The organism is Coleofasciculus sp., assembly GCF_046565525.1.
Lineage (GTDB): Bacteria > Cyanobacteriota > Cyanobacteriia > Cyanobacteriales > Coleofasciculaceae > Coleofasciculus.
The window spans coordinates 1-16,193 of sequence record NZ_JBKHUP010000061.1 but is presented as its reverse complement, the minus strand read 5'-3'; the positions used below and the strand labels follow the sequence as shown (position 1 = coordinate 16,193).

Annotated in this window: 17 protein-coding genes; 7 read left to right on the top strand and 10 right to left on the bottom strand. The window is 43.4% G+C overall.

Features of this window, described 5'->3' with window-relative positions:
• Nucleotides 1-87: 87 nt before the first annotated feature.
• The 7 genes from ACLGGO_RS21155 to ACLGGO_RS21125 form a co-directional block, all read right to left on the bottom strand.
• Nucleotides 88-639, bottom strand: coding sequence for a dual OB domain-containing protein (locus tag ACLGGO_RS21155; RefSeq protein WP_446420794.1), 552 nt, complete (start codon nt 637-639; stop codon nt 88-90).
• Complete coding sequence (locus tag ACLGGO_RS21150; RefSeq protein WP_446420819.1) at nt 587-739, bottom strand: dual OB domain-containing protein; 153 nt, start codon at nt 737-739, stop codon at nt 587-589. The genes ACLGGO_RS21155 and ACLGGO_RS21150 overlap by 53 nt, the downstream gene beginning before the upstream one ends.
• A complete protein-coding gene (locus tag ACLGGO_RS21145) occupies nt 736-1,182 on the bottom strand; it encodes a DUF488 domain-containing protein (RefSeq protein ID WP_446420793.1) in 447 nt (148 codons plus the stop codon). The genes ACLGGO_RS21150 and ACLGGO_RS21145 overlap by 4 nt, the downstream gene beginning before the upstream one ends.
• The gene (locus ACLGGO_RS21140) at nt 1,118-1,807 is read right to left on the bottom strand and encodes a DUF488 domain-containing protein (RefSeq protein ID WP_446420792.1); all 690 of its coding nucleotides are present in this window, start codon (nt 1,805-1,807) and stop codon (nt 1,118-1,120) included. Before ACLGGO_RS21140 ends, ACLGGO_RS21145 begins: the two co-directional genes overlap by 65 nt.
• Nucleotides 1,808-2,138: 331 nt before the next feature.
• A complete protein-coding gene (locus tag ACLGGO_RS21135) occupies nt 2,139-2,408 on the bottom strand; it encodes a type II toxin-antitoxin system RelE family toxin (RefSeq protein ID WP_446420791.1) in 270 nt (89 codons plus the stop codon).
• A complete protein-coding gene (locus tag ACLGGO_RS21130; protein WP_446355510.1) occupies nt 2,405-2,635 on the bottom strand; it encodes a hypothetical protein in 231 nt (76 codons plus the stop codon). The genes ACLGGO_RS21135 and ACLGGO_RS21130 overlap by 4 nt, the downstream gene beginning before the upstream one ends.
• A gap of 525 nt (nt 2,636-3,160) precedes the next feature.
• A complete protein-coding gene (locus ACLGGO_RS21125; protein WP_446420790.1) occupies nt 3,161-4,396 on the bottom strand; it encodes a hypothetical protein in 1,236 nt (411 codons plus the stop codon).
• A 166-nt stretch (nt 4,397-4,562) separates the two neighbouring features.
• Between ACLGGO_RS21125 and ACLGGO_RS21120 the strand changes: the two genes are divergently transcribed.
• From ACLGGO_RS21120 to ACLGGO_RS21095, 6 genes are all read left to right on the top strand, one after another.
• The gene (locus tag ACLGGO_RS21120) at nt 4,563-7,292 is read left to right on the top strand and encodes a hypothetical protein (protein ID WP_446420789.1); all 2,730 of its coding nucleotides are present in this window, start codon (nt 4,563-4,565) and stop codon (nt 7,290-7,292) included.
• 165 nt (nt 7,293-7,457) lie between these two features.
• Nucleotides 7,458-9,965, top strand: coding sequence for an ammonium transporter (gene amt / locus ACLGGO_RS21115; protein WP_446420788.1), 2,508 nt, complete (start codon nt 7,458-7,460; stop codon nt 9,963-9,965).
• A gap of 166 nt (nt 9,966-10,131) precedes the next feature.
• Nucleotides 10,132-11,952 (top strand): SpoIIE family protein phosphatase, encoded by a 1,821-nt coding sequence (locus ACLGGO_RS21110; protein WP_446420787.1) that lies wholly within the window; start codon nt 10,132-10,134, stop codon nt 11,950-11,952.
• A gap of 79 nt (nt 11,953-12,031) precedes the next feature.
• A complete protein-coding gene (locus ACLGGO_RS21105; protein ID WP_446420786.1) occupies nt 12,032-12,178 on the top strand; it encodes a hypothetical protein in 147 nt (48 codons plus the stop codon).
• Between the two features lie 94 nt (nt 12,179-12,272).
• Nucleotides 12,273-12,854, top strand: a complete 582-nt coding sequence (locus tag ACLGGO_RS21100; RefSeq protein ID WP_446420785.1) for a slr1658 superfamily regulator — start codon at nt 12,273-12,275, stop codon at nt 12,852-12,854.
• 251 nt (nt 12,855-13,105) lie between these two features.
• The gene (locus ACLGGO_RS21095; RefSeq protein WP_446335036.1) at nt 13,106-13,450 is read left to right on the top strand and encodes a slr1659 superfamily regulator; all 345 of its coding nucleotides are present in this window, start codon (nt 13,106-13,108) and stop codon (nt 13,448-13,450) included.
• A 317-nt stretch (nt 13,451-13,767) separates the two neighbouring features.
• Here the strand turns inward: ACLGGO_RS21095 and ACLGGO_RS21090 are convergent, their stop codons facing one another.
• Entirely contained in the window at nt 13,768-14,748 is a 981-nt protein-coding gene (locus ACLGGO_RS21090; protein WP_446420784.1) for an aldo/keto reductase, read from the bottom strand.
• A gap of 112 nt (nt 14,749-14,860) precedes the next feature.
• On the opposite strand from ACLGGO_RS21090, the gene ACLGGO_RS21085 reads away from it, so the two are divergent.
• On the top strand, nt 14,861-14,986 hold the full coding sequence (locus tag ACLGGO_RS21085) for a hypothetical protein (protein WP_446335034.1): 126 nt from the start codon (nt 14,861-14,863) through the stop codon (nt 14,984-14,986).
• Between the two features lie 44 nt (nt 14,987-15,030).
• On the opposite strand, the gene ACLGGO_RS21080 is transcribed toward ACLGGO_RS21085, so the two are convergent.
• Both ACLGGO_RS21080 and ACLGGO_RS21075 read right to left on the bottom strand, forming a co-directional pair.
• Nucleotides 15,031-15,576 carry an EF-hand domain-containing protein gene (locus tag ACLGGO_RS21080; RefSeq protein ID WP_446420783.1) on the bottom strand — a complete coding sequence of 182 codons (546 nt, stop codon included), beginning with the start codon at nt 15,574-15,576 and terminating at the stop codon, nt 15,031-15,033.
• 91 nt (nt 15,577-15,667) lie between these two features.
• Nucleotides 15,668-15,937 (bottom strand): hypothetical protein, encoded by a 270-nt coding sequence (locus ACLGGO_RS21075; protein ID WP_446420782.1) that lies wholly within the window; start codon nt 15,935-15,937, stop codon nt 15,668-15,670.
• Between the last annotated feature and the right edge of the window lie 256 nt (nt 15,938-16,193).

Sequence of the window (16,193 nt, the reverse complement as noted above, 5' to 3'; positions counted from 1 at the left end):
GCTTTTGTCGCGCCCCTTTTGTCTAGGTGTTGGGTTGGCTGGTTTTAGTTCGAGCTATGGGGATGGGCAGTCACATTCAAGTGTATATTATAGCTCTATTACACCTGATATTAATTTCCAGCATGGAGCTTCACCCTCCCACTCAGAATAAGGTGTATAAGGCATGCTGAGGCTCACTGTTAACAAACAGTTGTTTTTAGGTTGATATCCTGCGTTCAGTTTATCAACAAAAACAGGATCTGTGATCTTTACATCTTCCAAAGATTGACCATTAGTAGTTTGAAAAGTACCTCGCCACTTATTATACCCACTGTTTTGAGCAGAAAAGCTGACAACGCGAACTAACTGAAGAGTACGACGTTGTTCAAATGGTAGAGACTGCAAGTAAGAAGGATTAACGTATTTCCACGAATTATGGAGTATTTGGCTGTTTCCACAATACCTGAGTAAATTAGTTGGTTGTATTCTACCTACACATTTCCAGTCACCATCTAAAACTGATAGGTTCTCGCATTCAAACCCAAAATCTTTGCCAGTATCAGACAGTGGAATTTCTAGGATATCAAGTAGTTTTGGTTCTCTACCTTCAACAAGTCGAATAGATTTTGGAATTCGACCATCTTTCAGGATATCGATCATCGCAAACAGGGCGAACCCATTTACCAGTATTGAGATCAATTCCAGCAATGCAACGTTCATCTAGTTTCCGTGAATTGGCAAGGCAAATAATTTTCTTCATAGATGGCATATACTAACGTTGCCCCACTTTCCGTTGAGATACTCAGCAACTAACCGACGGTGACATCGATGAGGCTTGGCTTCACTACAGAGCAAACAAGCGCCATCCATCAGATCCGGAGAGACTTTTTTTTCAATTTGACGATCAGCTATAAGCTGCAAGAACTTTTGTTCGTATGTTTCCCAATCCCTTTTCTTCTTCTTATACTCATCCAAAATATCTTTAGTTGGCGCTAAATCTAAAAGATGAACATAGTCGATATCTGAAATTGTCTTTAAAAAATACTCCAAATCTTTCTTTTTTGTAAATCCGGCTAGCTGAGAAATATTATTTAGACGAGTATCTATAACTGTCTTGATCCCTGCTTGTTTAAGCGTATCAAAGAATTTTTGAGCACTCTTTTGAGTAAACCCGATTGTGAAAAGATTGATTTGATCGCTCATGGTCATCATTCCTTTTCTCTACGTATGCAATTTCATCACCTTGAAGTTTATAGGATTTTTCCAAACATGCCTCTCTTGTTAGCAAGTTACTTAATTCATTGTCAAATAGAGAAAGTTGAATAGGTTGTCCCTTAACCATAAAACCATGCTTCTTTAGCATTCTATCTTCTAGGTCAAAATGAGACTCTATATCACCATTCTTCAAAATGTGATTAATCTGCAAATTAGAGTTCCGTAAATGTTGACAAACTAAGATTGCTCTGTGACAGGTTAAAGGATCTTGTTCTGCACACATTAACGCAATTCTGTGTTTCTCTAACTTCTTTAAAACTTTTTGAATTCCTTCTTGGAATGTCTCAGTTGCAGCAATCTTCTCGTAAACAGCTTTTCCATTAACATAGCACTGTGGGTTGTTGGGTCTTGCGCCTAGTTCTTGTCCCAAGAATAGATAGTCAATTTTTTCCTTTGATAAAGCTTCTTTCAACTCTTTGCGTTTGAAGTGTGACAAGAAACGGCTGTATGGATGCGAACGCACATCAGCCATAGCAGTGACACCATGTTGCTGTAGCAAAGATATAAAACCTTCTATTGTGTGGTTAGAGTGACCAATAGTGAACAACTCCATCAATACTTGCTCCTCAGAAGGTTAGTCTATCAATTGTATCTTACCTACATCTATTAGAGTATGACAAGCGCACTGGAGAGAAAGACGCAATTTTTGCAGATACTATCAAACCTCTGATCTCGACAGGTGCTAAATTTCCAAGTGTTACAAATGTTACATCTTCCTCATCAATTTGCTGCTCCTTGCTTAACTGCTCGAATCCAGGTGGAATAGCTAAAGGCTGAGAGATAGACATGGGTGACACGAACTAAGGGCTAGTCACCACCATAATAGCTTGGCAGACCGTCTACGGTGCGATGGGACAAGTTCCAGCATCTGAGACGCGATCGCACTACAACCTTTGAAGCAGCTCATCATACTCTGCATGGCTACCAATCCAAAACCAATAAATATGGTCTTTCTCCAGTAAACCTAAAACTCGGTAGTTCAATCCAATACGAGCTGAGTAGATTGGTTGACGTTGACTAACCCGTTTAAACTGAAGGCTGTTGTGATAAGGATCAGATCGCCAGAGGGCGTATGCTTTACGAGCCTGTTCCCGAAGTGATTCTGGTAGCTGACCTAGCTGCTTGCGAAATGCTTTTGTTATACTCGATTTCATGTCTTAGGCGGGAAAACCTGATCAAGTGGAGTGATATCGCCAGCCGCAATTTCCTGACGAACCATTTGGGCTAGCTTATCCCATTGCTCGTTGGTCGTGGATTCAAAACGAATTTTCCACGCCCGTTCATCTTCTAATTCTGCTAAAAGACGAGTAGCGATCGCATCTTGCTCTTCTTCTGGCAATTTCTCAAGCTGTGCAATAACGCGCTGAAGTAATTCAGTCATCTTTCCTAACTGTAGATAGTCCTCTACAAAGCATCATAGCAGTACGCTGTAAACGTCTGGTTAAAATGCTAACGACTGTGGCGCGATCGCACTGGCTTGTGTCCGGTATATTAACTTAACTTAAATGGTACGTTCAGATGAGGCTGGTGGGCAATGCCCACCCTACGGTAGATCAAGGGTTTCGGTGATACCCAAATGCTTAAGCCGTTCGGCATTTAAACCTTAATGTTACTCATGGCGAAATCCTTGCCGTAGTGCGAGCATCTTGCTCGCTACTCATACCCAATTTAAATTAACCTCAAGGATGCGATCGCACTCATTTTCTAATGTAACCTGATGTTATATAGCGTTGACATTTTGCTTTAACCACTCAACAAATTATAGCACTTGTAGCCATCTAGTAAGAAATGTCTTGTTTGTTTGTAAGGATAAACCTTCTGGCGTCAACTAAACCTACAGCTTAAGCGTTTGTGGTACGCGATCGCGAGTGCTTATGACGAAGACAGCGTAACAACGAATCTACTATTAATTGGAATCTTGAGACTGTCCACATTGTTTACAATACGGTAAATACTTATAAGTCATCCCGTGACAATTATGACATTCAGCGTATTGATAAAAACCACAGTGGGGACAGTAAGCATCATGGGTCGGAATTTTATTAGCACACCGGATACATCGTGATTTTTGAACTCGACTAGCTGCTTGTACTTTGGGATTAAAGACAATTTTTTGGAAAAACTTGATAATGCCAAACCCAATCAGAGGAATTAGTAAGATATAAGCATAACTGATCAGAAAAACCAGTCCGCCTAAAAGAGTACTAATGATATCAACGAGAAATTGAACGATTGCACCAAATTGCAGAAACTCAAAGAGCTTAAAGATGAGTGGCACAAAAAAGACGACTGACAAATGCCAGCTAATTAGGGCAATAAGTCCATATCCTTTTCGTTGAGCAAAATTATAAACTGATAAAGAAAGGAAAATCAGTGGCAACAGGAAAAGCGATTGAAAGCTGAATTGGATGCTCGGATACCAAAAGGATGCCCGCTGGTAGGCATTTTCAATGGACTGAAATGTTCCGTCATCCTTAAGGAAATTGATAAAAACTAAACTTTCGGGTTTTGCCGTCAGTTGATTTTTAAGCTCAGCAATTTCCTGTTTAAGCCTAGCGATATTGCGGTTATTTTGTTCAAGTTGCTGTTTGGCTTGCTCTGCACCCACTCTATTAATGGACTGATCACGAGACTGACCTGCTATTTTTTCCAATAGAGTTGAGTCATACTGCTCACGAATACTGCGATTCGTTTGTTCAAGCTGACTTATTTGTTCTTGTTTCTGATCAATAGCCGCTATGATTTGCTGATTTTCTGGATTATTGAGTTTATCTTTATAACTGCCGTACTCTAGGCAGGTTGGAGAAACAGTACCTAGATGTCCTACCGCTGCTTGTTGATAGGTTTGCTGGAAAGTAGATTGATAGTTTCTTGCAGAAATAACTGAGGACTGGATAATCTCATAATCTTTATCTGAAGTTGTTTGGGTTTGGTAATTTTTCCACTCAGAATAACAGGGATAAGCCGAGGAAGGGCTAATATACCATTGGCTAATATCATTCAGTCCGGTAAAAACATTGACTAAAATAAAAATATCAATCAAAATAATGACAATCAAACTTATCTTGTTCAGAGGTTCATCGTTGATTGTCCTTGATCTTCTAAAAAACCGATTCAACAGACGGCGTATTTGGGTAAGCATAGTGTTTTTTCCTAATTTTCGGTATTTGATGATTGGTTAGCTGTGTACATGGGATACAAAATCTACCCTTCCTCTCCAGACACAAATTTGCCGGATTCCCAGTCAACCTCTGTACAACGACAGAATTCATTGCCGCATAAATCTGCGGTTAAGGAGTTATAAGGTTATGAAACGATGGATTGTGCTGATAATAGTCGGTTGTTTGGGTAGCGTAACGGCGTTGGAAATGGCTTTAGCTAATCCATCGCTAGATAAGAGAAACGAGAATCACCTCTACGCTCTCACTCAAAACTCAACTCTTAAACTTGATCAGGTTTGGGAGTTGATTGAAAACGCTCGTGCTTCAGCTAAGGTGAATCAGTTGGCTCAGGCTACCCGATTCTTATCACAAGCCTTTGAACTGGCGCAAACCCTAGAGGAACAAACTATCCGCAACCCGCTTTTAGTCAAGATTATCGCAGAGTATAGCAAAATTGGCGCTTACCCAGACGCGATCGCACGACTCTCAAGAATTAGCTATGATGAACTACTACCGGATAATCAAGGCTATTCAGTCCGGATGCAAGGGGAGGTGTTGCTGACTCAAGCCTATATCAATGAGCAAAACTACTCACAAGCGTTGGACTATGCTCAGAACTTAGAACTTGATGCCGCTAAACATAGAGCCTTGGTAGAAATTATAGCCGGATATGCCCATCAAGGACAATTTGAAACGGTAATTCCCCTCAGCCAAGCCCTGGAAGCCGATAGCTATCAGCAATACCTGGCTCAATCTGCTATTTTAGCGGAATATATCCAGCGCCATCAATACGAATCAGCGTTAGGATTTGTTCAGGGAATACCTAATAGTGAAAATCAAGATAGCATCGCGCGATCGCTAGCTGAGGCGGCGTGGCGTTCCGGACGCTATGATATTGCTTTAGAAAGTGGTCAAATCATTACTAATCTCTCCCTAAAAGTCACAACCTTAAGAAATTTAGCCCAAGCGCTGGTAGCCGTGGGACAGCAGGAAAAAGCGGCGTCAATTGTTTCCCAAGCCTTTGAACTGAGTAAAAAAACTGATGAATTCTTATTATTTGATTGGGTTAAAGATTTTCTAGCCACCGGACAGCAAAACCAAGTTAATATAATTCTGAATAATCTGACAGGGGCAAAGGATTACCAAACCGCATACAATCGGTTTTTGCTGGCGAATGCTTATCTGAGTCAGGGACAATATAGGGAGGTGTTTAAGTATGCCAAACCGATTCCAGATCGGATCTTATTACCCCTCGCCGAATATAAAGATCCTAAAGTTGAGCTATTTGACTCGATTATTCAGCAAGCACTAGAAGCTGGGCAATATGACTTTGCTCAGGAGGTTGCCCTAACCCTAACGAATCAGGAAGATCAGGTAAAAACGTTACAAACGATTGCTCGTCATGGGGCAAGAATGGGTCAAAAAAATCAAGCGGTTTCCTTTCTCAATCAAGCGCTTTCTATTGCCAAAACGATTGAATCCATTTCTGTGGTTCCAGAACGGAGTCTATTTTGGACGGAACCGAATGCTAGTCTTCTCATCCCTATTGCCGATGATTATATCGCCTTAGAACAAAAGCAAGCTGCCCGCGAAACTCTGGAATTAGCCACACAATCGGTGCAAAACTTTGAAACTCAATATGCTTTTGATATACCCGTTTGGACAAAAAGTCAAGCCCTGCGCCAGATTGCGGCAAGGTATAGAGAACTAGGGAATCCGGAGCAAGCCGCCGATCTTCTCGCGATCGCACTCGCAGAGGTACCCAGCCTAACCAGTAATCGTGACATCATCCAAGAATCCTTAGCTATTGCCACAGCTTATGCCGAATTAGGAAATCCTCAGCCCGGACTTGAGATTATTGAGAAGACTCTGCCCTTAGTGGAAACAGTCGAACAGAAATATGAAAAACTATCCCTGTTAATGAAAATTGCCAATCAATTGATTCAGTGGGGAAATACAGCCAAAGGAGTTGAACTGTTAAATACGGCAAGTTCTGCCATTGGGACATTGGAAAGCGATGCTGAAAAAATTTCATTAATGATCTCCAAAATTGGAATTGATCTAAACCTGGGAGAAGATGTTGACCCGTTAACTCGTCAAACCTTAGAGATGATTCAGGGGTTGAATTCTGAGTATGAACAGTCCAATCACTTAACCAATTTAGCCACAGTCTTGGCTCAGGATAAATCTCAGAACCGGGCGCTAAAGATTATTGAAAGGGTTCCGAATCAACTCGATAAAACCCGCATGATCTTAACCTTGGTTCAAACATCTGCGGCACAAGGTAATCTATCTATCGCCTCCGAGCAACTCAGCCAAGCTTTAACGGTTGCGAATACAATTCGGGACGAGCAACAGCGGGATGAATTACTCGTAAATACAGCCGCACCCCTGGCAAATTTAAATGATTTGAATCACATTTATCAGGATGAAACCTGGCGCTATGATTTTGCCACAGATATTGCCCAAGGGATTACCAATCCTGAAACCAAAGCGACAATTTTAATTAAACTTGCGCTAAAGTATGCTAATGCAGGTGATAGTTTAGCCGCCGGGAAAACCGTAACGGCTGCACTGGAAGCGGCTAAGCAGATTGAGCAGCCCCGACAATGGCAAACTCAACTTTGGGAAACAATTGATGCGGCATTGAGCAAGAAACGTGATGATTTTGTCAAACAAGTGGCGAATGGATTAACGGATGCAACATATAAAACCAGCCTACTGCGGCAACTGGCTCAACACTACGCGATCGCAGATAATCAGCCCAAAGCCCTAGAAACCTTATCCCAAGCCAGACAGATAGCCTCTAACATTGAGAACGAACAGACTAAACAACAAGCCCTAGCCGGGATTATCCAGCAACAAGGGGGATGGTAGGACATAGATGATCATGCATTAAACCAACGCCTAGGAGAAGATGGTAGGGGCACCATCCTTGCGCCCAGAAAATAGCTGTACCTATCCTCAAGGTTCTGGAATTAGACCTGGCATATCTGTAAGGATGATATATATTTATATGCCAAAAACAAGGGGCAGATATAAGTGATTGATATTCTGTGGCTCCTCGTCTGTTCTGGCTTGGTATTCCTGATGCAACCCGGGTTTATGTGCCTGGAGTCAGGGCTGACGCGCTCGAAAAATAGTATCAATGTTGCCATCAAAAACTTAGCTGACTTGGGCATATCTATCGCCTTATTTTGGGCGTTCGGATATGCCTTTATGTTTGGCACTTCAGTGCTGGGGTGGATTGGCTCAACTGATTTCTTCGTTCACGTTGAAGCCACACCCCGGCTGGCGGCGTTCTTTTTATTCCAAGCCATGTTTTGCAGCACAGCCACCACCATTGTCTCAGGGGCGGTGGCAGAACGGATGCAGTTTAGAGCTTACCTGATCTTAGCGGGTTTGGTTTCCGGTCTGATTTATCCCCTGTTTGGACATTGGGCGTGGAACGGGGTTGATTTAGCTCAATCAGTCGGTTGGTTAGAACAGCTTGGCTTTGTCGATTTTGCGGGTTCTACAGTCGTACATAGTCTCGGTGGCTGGGTATCCCTCGCCAGTCTGATGATTATCGGCTCACGCACCGGGCGATTTCCCGATCATCTACCCCCACGAAAAATCCACGGTTCTAATTTACCCCTTTCGGTTTTAGGTGCCATGCTATTGTGGATTGGCTGGTTGGGGTTCAATGGGGGCAGCACATTGAGCTTAAATGAGCAAGTTCCTAGCATTATCGTGCATACTGTGCTAGCGGGTACTGCGGGAATGATGGCAGCCGGAATGCTTAGTTGGTATCGGTGTCAACTTCCGGAAGTCGAATCCCTAATCAATGGTTCTTTAGCGGGACTCGTCTCGATTACCGCCTCTTGTCATGTCGTCACCTCTCCCGCATCCGTGATTATTGGGGCGGTTGGGGGCGTTATTGCTATCTGGATGTCGAATTGGTTGCAACGGTGGCGGATTGATGATGCGGTAGATGCCATACCCGTGCATTTGGGTGGAGGGATTTGGGGAACATTAGCGGTGGCGTTGTTTGGTCAACCCGAATTAGTGGATACGGGTTTGAATCCAGTGCTTCAACTTGGTGTGCAGGTGCTCGGAATTGTCAGTTGTGGCATCTGGGCATTTGGTTTAACCTATCTCCTACTATTCATCACCAATCGTTACTTACCCCTGCGGGTGAGTGTTGAGGCGGAACAGATGGGTTTAAATGTGTCCGAACATCGCGCCAAAACTGAAATTTATGACCTGTTTCAGGTAATGGAAGCCCAAGCCCAGACCCAAGATTTAAGCTTACGAGTTCCGGTCGAACCCTTTACCCAAGTCGGTCAAATTGCCCAGCGCTATAACCAGGTAATGGATGCGTTAGAAGAGGCTTTAACGCGCACCGATGCCATTGTGAGAACGGCAATGGATGCGATTATTACCTTCACCAAACCCGAACTAAAAATTGTTACCGCTAATCCGAGTGCGAAAGAGATCTTTGGGTATTCCATCAACGAATTCATCAGTATGGATATTCATCAGCTATTGGATTGGTCAACACCTGTAGCCGATGATACAGATACAGGAATGGAACGGTTATTAAAAGTTGGCAGACATGAGATTATTGGGTGTCGGGTAGATGGGTCTCGCTTTCCCCTAGAAGTAACAGTTGTCGAAGCGAAATCGGGTCAATATTGTTTTTATACCGGTACATTTCGTGACATCTCCGAACGCAAACAAGCCCAAGCCGATTTGTTTCGGGCAAATCAGGAAATTACCCTGCTCAATGAACGTCTCAAGGCAGAAAATCTGCGATTGAGTGCTGAACTTGAGATTACCCGTCGCCTGCAACAGATGCTACTTCCTAAAGAGGCAGAATTGAATCAAATTACTGACTTAGAGATTTCTAGTTTTATGGAACCGGCGACGGAAGTGGGTGGAGATTATTACGATATATTACCGTATCGCGATCGCGTCAAAATTAGTATTGGTGATGTAACCGGACATGGCTTAGAAAGCGGGGTATTAAGCTTAATGGTACAAACCGCCGTCCGAACGCTATTGGAAAGTAACCAAACTGATCCAAAGCAATTTTTAGATATACTTAATCGCACGATTTATCAAAACGTCCAGCGGATGAACTCCGACAAAAATCTGACTCTAGCTTTGGTGGATTATGAAAAAGGCATCCTCAATTTGAGCGGACAACATGAAGAGATGATTGTCGTGCGGATGGGAGGTCATATTGAGCGAATTGATACCATTGATTTAGGATTTCCCATTGGTTTAGATGCTGATATTGCTGATTTCGTGGCACATATTCAAGTTCAGTTAAATCCTGGAGATACTGTTGTTCTCTACACCGATGGGATTCCCGAAGCAGAAAATGCCCAAGGTGTACAATATGGCATTGAACGCCTGTGTCAGATTCTCAGTCAGAATTGGCAACGATCTGCTGTCGAAATTCGGCAAGCCGTTATTGATGACCTACGGCAGCATATTGAAGCACAACAACTCTACGATGATATCACCTTACTTGTCATTAAACAAAGAAGAAATGTTATGTAGGGGCGGGTTTCACTATTCACCTCATTCCCCGGCTCCGCATTCACTCCTCGTCTCCTCGTTCCCAGGCTCCGCCTGGGAATGCTATTCCGGAGGCTCTGCCTCCCCTAACAGGCTATTACCTATTTATTGCCTAGTACCTGTTCCCTCTTAAGCAATTCCCTAACCAATGACAAATAACCGATGGCTTGCGATCCGTTCTCCCCTAAAAACTCGTATTTTTCCTTATTTTGCCGCCTCATTAACGGTAGTCATTCTGCTAACTGTAGTTTGGGGCTTTGAACGAGCCGAACGCCAACGGTTTTCGGAACAACAACGTTCAGATGTCCTCAATCAACTGAGTGCAGCTAGAGCCCGCTTAGAAGCCGCCTTAAACCAGCGACTTTTTCTCACACGGGGGCTAATCGCTTATGTGTCCACGATCAACCCGGACATTAACCAAAACGAATTTGAGCGTCTCTCCAGCGTCCTCATCGAAGAGCAACAGGGAATTGAATTCTTAGGTTTATATAAAGATAACATCGTCAGTCATATCTATCCATTAGCAGGCAATGAAGCCGCGATTGGGTTTAACCCGATGAATATTCCTGAAGAACGAGAAGCCATTGAGAGAGCCATTCAAAATCGACAAACCGTTTTTGCCGGTCCGTTGAAGTTAGAACCCAAAGGGAATTGGGGATTTATTAGTCGAACTCCCATATTTCTCACCCCCCTAAATAAACCCCCCCAAAGTGGTCGCTATTGGGGTCTAGTGGGTATTGGTTTTGACCAAAATACTCTATTTAAAGAAGCCGGATTACTCAATCCTTCCACTCAACTCCAGTATGCAATTCGTGGTAAAGATGGATTGGGTGAAACAGGAGAATTATTTTTCGGCGATGGGAGTATTTTTCAACAAAATCCTGTCCGTTTAGAGGTAACGTTGCCTAACGGATCATGGCAATTAGCGGCGATTCCCGCCAACAGATGGTCATCAACGGCGCCCATTTCCAAATGGTTGTGGATAGGGGGCGGATTATCAGCACTATTAGCTGGGGTATTAGTTTACATATTAGTCAGTGAGCCAGTGCGACTGCAAAAAGCGGTACAACGAGCGACTATCGCATTGCGTCGGAGTCAAGAAGCACTCCAAAAAGTGAATGAAGAATTAGAAACGAGAGTGGAAGAACGCACGGCTCAATTGGCTCAAGCGAATCAGGAAATTACCCTGCTCAATAGTCGCTTGAAAGCAGAAAATCTGCGGTTGAGTGCTGAGGTTGAGGTAACACGTCGCCTGCAACAGATGATGTTACCTAAAGAGGAGGAACTGAACCAGATTGCTGAATTAGAAATCGCTGGCTTTATGGAACCCGCAACTGAAGTCGGTGGTGACTATTATGATGTTCTCCAAAACAATGGTCATGTGACAATTGGCATTGGTGATGTCACGGGACATGGGTTAGAAAGTGGCGTCTTGATGATTATGGTGCAAACCGCTGTGAGAACCTTGTTAGAAGGAGCGAAAACGGATTCTAAGCAATTTTTAAGTGTCCTCAATCGGACAATTTATCACAACATCCAGCGAATGAAATCCGATAAAAATCTCACCCTCTCTCTCCTAGACTATCACCAAGATAAACTGCGCTTGAGTGGACAACATGAAGAGATGATAGTCGTGCGTTCTGGTGGTAGAATTGAGCGGATTGATACCATCGATTTAGGCTTTCCCGTGGGTTTAGTCGCCGATATTAGCGATTTTGTCGCCGATGCGGAAATCCAGTTAAATCCTGGAGATGTGGTGGTTCTCTACACCGATGGAATTCCCGAAGCCGAAAATCCCCAAGGCGTACAATATGGGATTGAACGTCTGTGTCAGATTCTCAGTCAGAATTGGCAACGATCTGCTGTTGAAATTCGGCAAGCCGTTATTGATGACCTACGGCAGCATATTCAGGCACAACAAATTTACGATGATATCACGTTACTTGTGATTAAACAAAGAAAAATTTGATAGAGGGGCGGGTTTTACTTCACCTTCACTTTCCAGGCTCCGCCTCCTATAACAGCCTATTGTGGATTCTCCGTGACAATTGGCGACAGTCAGCCTGTGTGATGATGTGCGGCGACATATTGGGTCACAAAAGGTTTATGATGATATAACGCTGTTAGTGATTAAACCCAAACCATCTTTACTGCGCGATCGCTCCGGCATCGCACCAATTAAACAGGATGGTTAGGGAATAGGGAACTGGGAAAAAGGTTACGGCTGACTTTAACAAGTTATTATTGTTTTCTTTGGCACTCCTCAAACAGACTACCGACAAACGCGATATGACTCAGATCTTTGGAGATTTCAATGAGCAGCTACCTCCCAGTGAGGAATACCTGATTATCCAATTTTCACCCAGTTCGATTCCGTTAAAGCACCGCTGGCGGAATAATGGGTTATCCGCCGATTTCATGGCTGACTATGTGGTAACATTTTTTCCGACCAACCAAGAGGATACAGATGTTACAGCTCAACAATTGGAAATTAAGAGTGCCGTGAGTTACATTGCCAATGAGCTGTTAGAGAACGCCATGAAGTTTAACGATGATACCTCACCGCAACCCATTAGCATTGCTCTACACCTGTATAGCAACAGCTTAGTCTTCTTAACAAAAAATACGGTTCCTCCCCAAATCCTGGGTGATTTTCAGGCGTATCTCCAGCAATTGACGACATCAGACCCCCAAGAGTTGTATATTCATCAGTTAGAACAAAATGCGGCAGACGAAACCAACACGGCTTCTCGCTTAGGATTTTTAACCATGATCAATGACTACATGGCAACCCTCGGCTGGAAGTTTGAAACCCTGGCAAAGACACCACCTGTTACTACCGTCACCACAATGGTGCGATTGATGGTATAGTATTCCTTTGTCCATAATAGAGAAAATAAAGATCGATTTAAAAAGTTAAAAGTTAAAGAATAAGATTAAAATGCCCTATATTTTAGAGCTGACGGTTCGTTGTTTTGAATCACGCCATTAACATCTGCGATAATTTATTTGAAGCCATTGGCAAACAGAAAGTCAATTTTAATTTCCCGAAAAGTCTATAACTAATTTTACTGATTTGCTAAGTTTTTAAGAAAGTCATAATTTTGTCAAGGATGGGAAAAATGGAAGTTAAAAGCGACACGTATAGTGTGTTTTATGATACAGAAAATTCGACCGTTTATTGGAAAGGTTCCCTGCGGCTAAGTGGCTCTGAAGAATATGCGCCGATTATCGATTTACTCGATCAAGCCATAGACAGTCAGCCCTCTATCCTGACGCTAAACTTACGAGATCTGCAATTTCTCAACAGTTCGGGAATTAGTATGTTGTCGAAATTTGCGATTAAAGTTCGACAGAAAAAGACGATTAAAATGATTGTGAAAGGCTCTCAGAATATTCCGTGGCAAGGTAAGTCATTAAAAAACTTACAGCGGCTAATGCCAAGTTTGACTCTAGAAGTCGAGTAGTGTATAGGGAAATGATACCATAACATTCCTTAATCAGGGCGCACGTCGTCAGTCCTTGGTGTCAACTTAAGTCACAACCCTTACCCATTCTCGTTTCCAGCCTAATTGCTGGAAATGCTCCTTAAGCGCCTCCAGCCGCTTGTCAAAGGAGGCGGAGCCTCAACAGAGGCATTCCCAGGCTTAGCCTGGGAACGAGAGTGTGCCTGGAAGCCTGCTCACTAACTGATTTGGCTTAAGTTGACACGGATGGTTGTCGGTGCGATCGCGAATTGATACCCAGGTCAAAATTTACCCTCTTCCCCAATCACCAATAGAAGTTATCGGGTTTGAAAGATATTTTGAACCATCGCCTTATCTAAACTTGCCGCCACTTGATCCAATTCAGTAATCTCGCCCAAACTCAACTGCCATCCCAGCGCACCAATATTCTCCTGTGCCTGTTTCATCGTTTTAGCGCCAGGGATCGGAATTGTGCCTTTACAAATACACCAATTAATCGCCACTTGCGCCATGGTTTTCTCTCTGGAGGACGCTATTTCTCGTAAACATGCCAAAAGCGGCTGGATTCCGGGTAATAGCTGCTTAAATAACAAACGGCGTAACCCTTTCGGGAATGGACTTTTCTCAGAATATTTTCCCGTCAACAGTCCTAAAGCAAGAGGACTATAGGCAATCAGTTGAATTCCCAATTGATCACAAACCTCTTTGATACCCAATTCGGTAACAGGATAAGTAGACAAGAGTGAATATTGGACTTGTAACGTAGCAATCGGAACCCCTCGCTCTTTAAACTTAGGATAAATTTCTTGGAGTCGCTTGGGTCCATAATTAGACAGTCCAACTCCCTTAACCAGTCCCTTTTCGTAGAGATCAGCCAAACCATCCAAAAGCCGTTCTTCTTGCCACGGTGCATAATTAGCAGTAGACCAATGCATCTGTGCCAAATCAACATTTCGCCCCAATCGTCGCCCAGAGGCTTGACAGGCGGATACCATTGAGCCGCGTGTTAATCGCCAGGGATAGGCGGCTAGCTTGGTGGCAATGCAAATGTTCTCTTGGTTTATACCAAAATAGTCGCTAGAGAATCGTCCCAGAAGTTGCTCACTGCGTCCATTCAGTCTGCCTGTTCCATAAGAATCACCGGTATCAAATAAGGTGACGCCGTTGCTCACACACAGATTAAAAACAGCTTGCAACTCATCGTCCATGCTTTCATCGTATCCCCAGAGTAGTCGGTTTCCCCACGCCCAAGTTCCACAGCCCATGGTGGGAAGGGAAAGTTTTTGGCTAGTCTGCATAGTCCTTAACAGTAAATATGATAAAGTTTACCGAAGTCGGCGATTTATCTCAAAACTGATTCATACTGGAGTTTAAACTAGGATTTGGATTTCAGCTTACTTATCACTGTTAATGACCAGCAACAAAAGCAACAACAGAGGACGACGTGATCCTCTGTTGGCGCGAAAATCTGGCACTTGGGTTAAGGCTTCGGTGGAGATTGAGTTACTCGACGGACGCTCTAAGAAGACAGTATAATTCCCTTATCTCCCTTATCTTCCCTGCACCCCCACACCTCTAAATCAATAAGGTCCAAACATTTCGTTAGCTAGCGCTTCCGGATTGTCGCTGTAGAAAAAGTCACGAATCAGTTGCAATACTTCCTCTTTACTTAAAAAACCATCCTGATTGGTATCTAATTTAGGAAATACTCGTGGAGCGTAAACAGGCGACACATTGTAAACACTTAAAAGCCCTGCCCACTCCGCTTGGCTCATTTTCCCATCCTCATCTCCATCAAACACCTCAAAAACCAATTCCATGAAAAAATGGATATTGTGCAGGTATTTTTTCTCATCACTCAAAATGATATCATAATAGACCAACCATTCTTCCAAGCTCACTTTTTTGTTGTGGGTTGTATCGGCATCTCGTTTCAATTCTTCCCAGTTACGATTACAATTATTCAGTAAAATCTGATACCTAGGAGAGCGCGAACCCCAGTGTCTTAACGCCGCCAATTTTTTTATAATATTTTCAAAATCTTGATAAGCTAAAGCGCCATCAAATTTAGCATCGTGCATACTGAAAAATTTAGTCAGTTTGCGCGTTTGTAGTTCAGTCAGCATAAGTTTCCCCTGTGAGAGTAGAGACATTACAGGCAACGTCTCTACAATATCATTTCCCCACGTCACAGAGACTTATGGGTAGTCTGAACCGTTAATAATCGATGCGACCTTGAGCCACCACGTCAAACGTTCCTGAATTGAGATCCTGGGTCACCGTAAAGTCGGCGCTACCTTGTGCTTGATCGAAACGTCCAGTCCCACCGACAAACAGAAATGTCCCCGTAGCGATTCCCGTCGTGGTGCCTAATTCACTATCCTTGATTTCAGCCTGGAGTTCATCACCATTCGCTCCGATGAACTTGGCATCTCCACTCGCTAGGATGATATCGGGGTTAATGGTACAAGATCTTGGCGTAAACATCAGAATAGCCGAAATTGACCCCTAAAACACAATAAAATTGACCACTAGCACTCCTATTTGAGTCGTCAATATACGGGAATGGAAGGAGGCTGGAAACTTTACAAAACTTAAGATTCAAAACTCGGTCGGGGCGGGTTTAGTGACATCTGGGGGGGGGAAAAAAAGAAAAAAAGATAATAGTTAAAACCGCCCCCACACACCCGCCCAGCCCCGTCTCTTTTACAAAACTGACGCCGCCCACCACAAGCAATGGGGG

Excerpts from the sequence above, each read along its gene's own strand:
- ACLGGO_RS21155 (WP_446420794.1), bottom strand. The coding sequence starts at position 639 with ATGATCGATATCCTGAAAGATGGTCGAATTCCAAAATCTATTCGACTT.
- ACLGGO_RS21150 (WP_446420819.1), bottom strand. The coding sequence starts at position 739 with ATGAAGAAAATTATTTGCCTTGCCAATTCACGGAAACTAGATGAACGT.
- ACLGGO_RS21145 (WP_446420793.1), bottom strand. The coding sequence starts at position 1,182 with ATGAGCGATCAAATCAATCTTTTCACAATCGGGTTTACTCAAAAGAGT.
- ACLGGO_RS21140 (WP_446420792.1), bottom strand. The coding sequence starts at position 1,807 with ATGGAGTTGTTCACTATTGGTCACTCTAACCACACAATAGAAGGTTTT.
- ACLGGO_RS21135 (WP_446420791.1), bottom strand. The coding sequence starts at position 2,408 with ATGAAATCGAGTATAACAAAAGCATTTCGCAAGCAGCTAGGTCAGCTA.
- ACLGGO_RS21130 (WP_446355510.1), bottom strand. The coding sequence starts at position 2,635 with ATGACTGAATTACTTCAGCGCGTTATTGCACAGCTTGAGAAATTGCCA.
- ACLGGO_RS21125 (WP_446420790.1), bottom strand. The coding sequence starts at position 4,396 with ATGCTTACCCAAATACGCCGTCTGTTGAATCGGTTTTTTAGAAGATCA.
- ACLGGO_RS21120 (WP_446420789.1), top strand. The coding sequence starts at position 4,563 with ATGAAACGATGGATTGTGCTGATAATAGTCGGTTGTTTGGGTAGCGTA.
- ACLGGO_RS21110 (WP_446420787.1), top strand. The coding sequence starts at position 10,132 with ATGACAAATAACCGATGGCTTGCGATCCGTTCTCCCCTAAAAACTCGT.
- ACLGGO_RS21100 (WP_446420785.1), top strand. The coding sequence starts at position 12,273 with ATGACTCAGATCTTTGGAGATTTCAATGAGCAGCTACCTCCCAGTGAG.
- ACLGGO_RS21095 (WP_446335036.1), top strand. The coding sequence starts at position 13,106 with ATGGAAGTTAAAAGCGACACGTATAGTGTGTTTTATGATACAGAAAAT.
- ACLGGO_RS21090 (WP_446420784.1), bottom strand. The coding sequence starts at position 14,748 with ATGCAGACTAGCCAAAAACTTTCCCTTCCCACCATGGGCTGTGGAACT.
- ACLGGO_RS21085 (WP_446335034.1), top strand. The coding sequence starts at position 14,861 with ATGACCAGCAACAAAAGCAACAACAGAGGACGACGTGATCCTCTGTTG.
- ACLGGO_RS21080 (WP_446420783.1), bottom strand. The coding sequence starts at position 15,576 with ATGCTGACTGAACTACAAACGCGCAAACTGACTAAATTTTTCAGTATG.
- ACLGGO_RS21075 (WP_446420782.1), bottom strand. The coding sequence starts at position 15,937 with ATGTTTACGCCAAGATCTTGTACCATTAACCCCGATATCATCCTAGCG.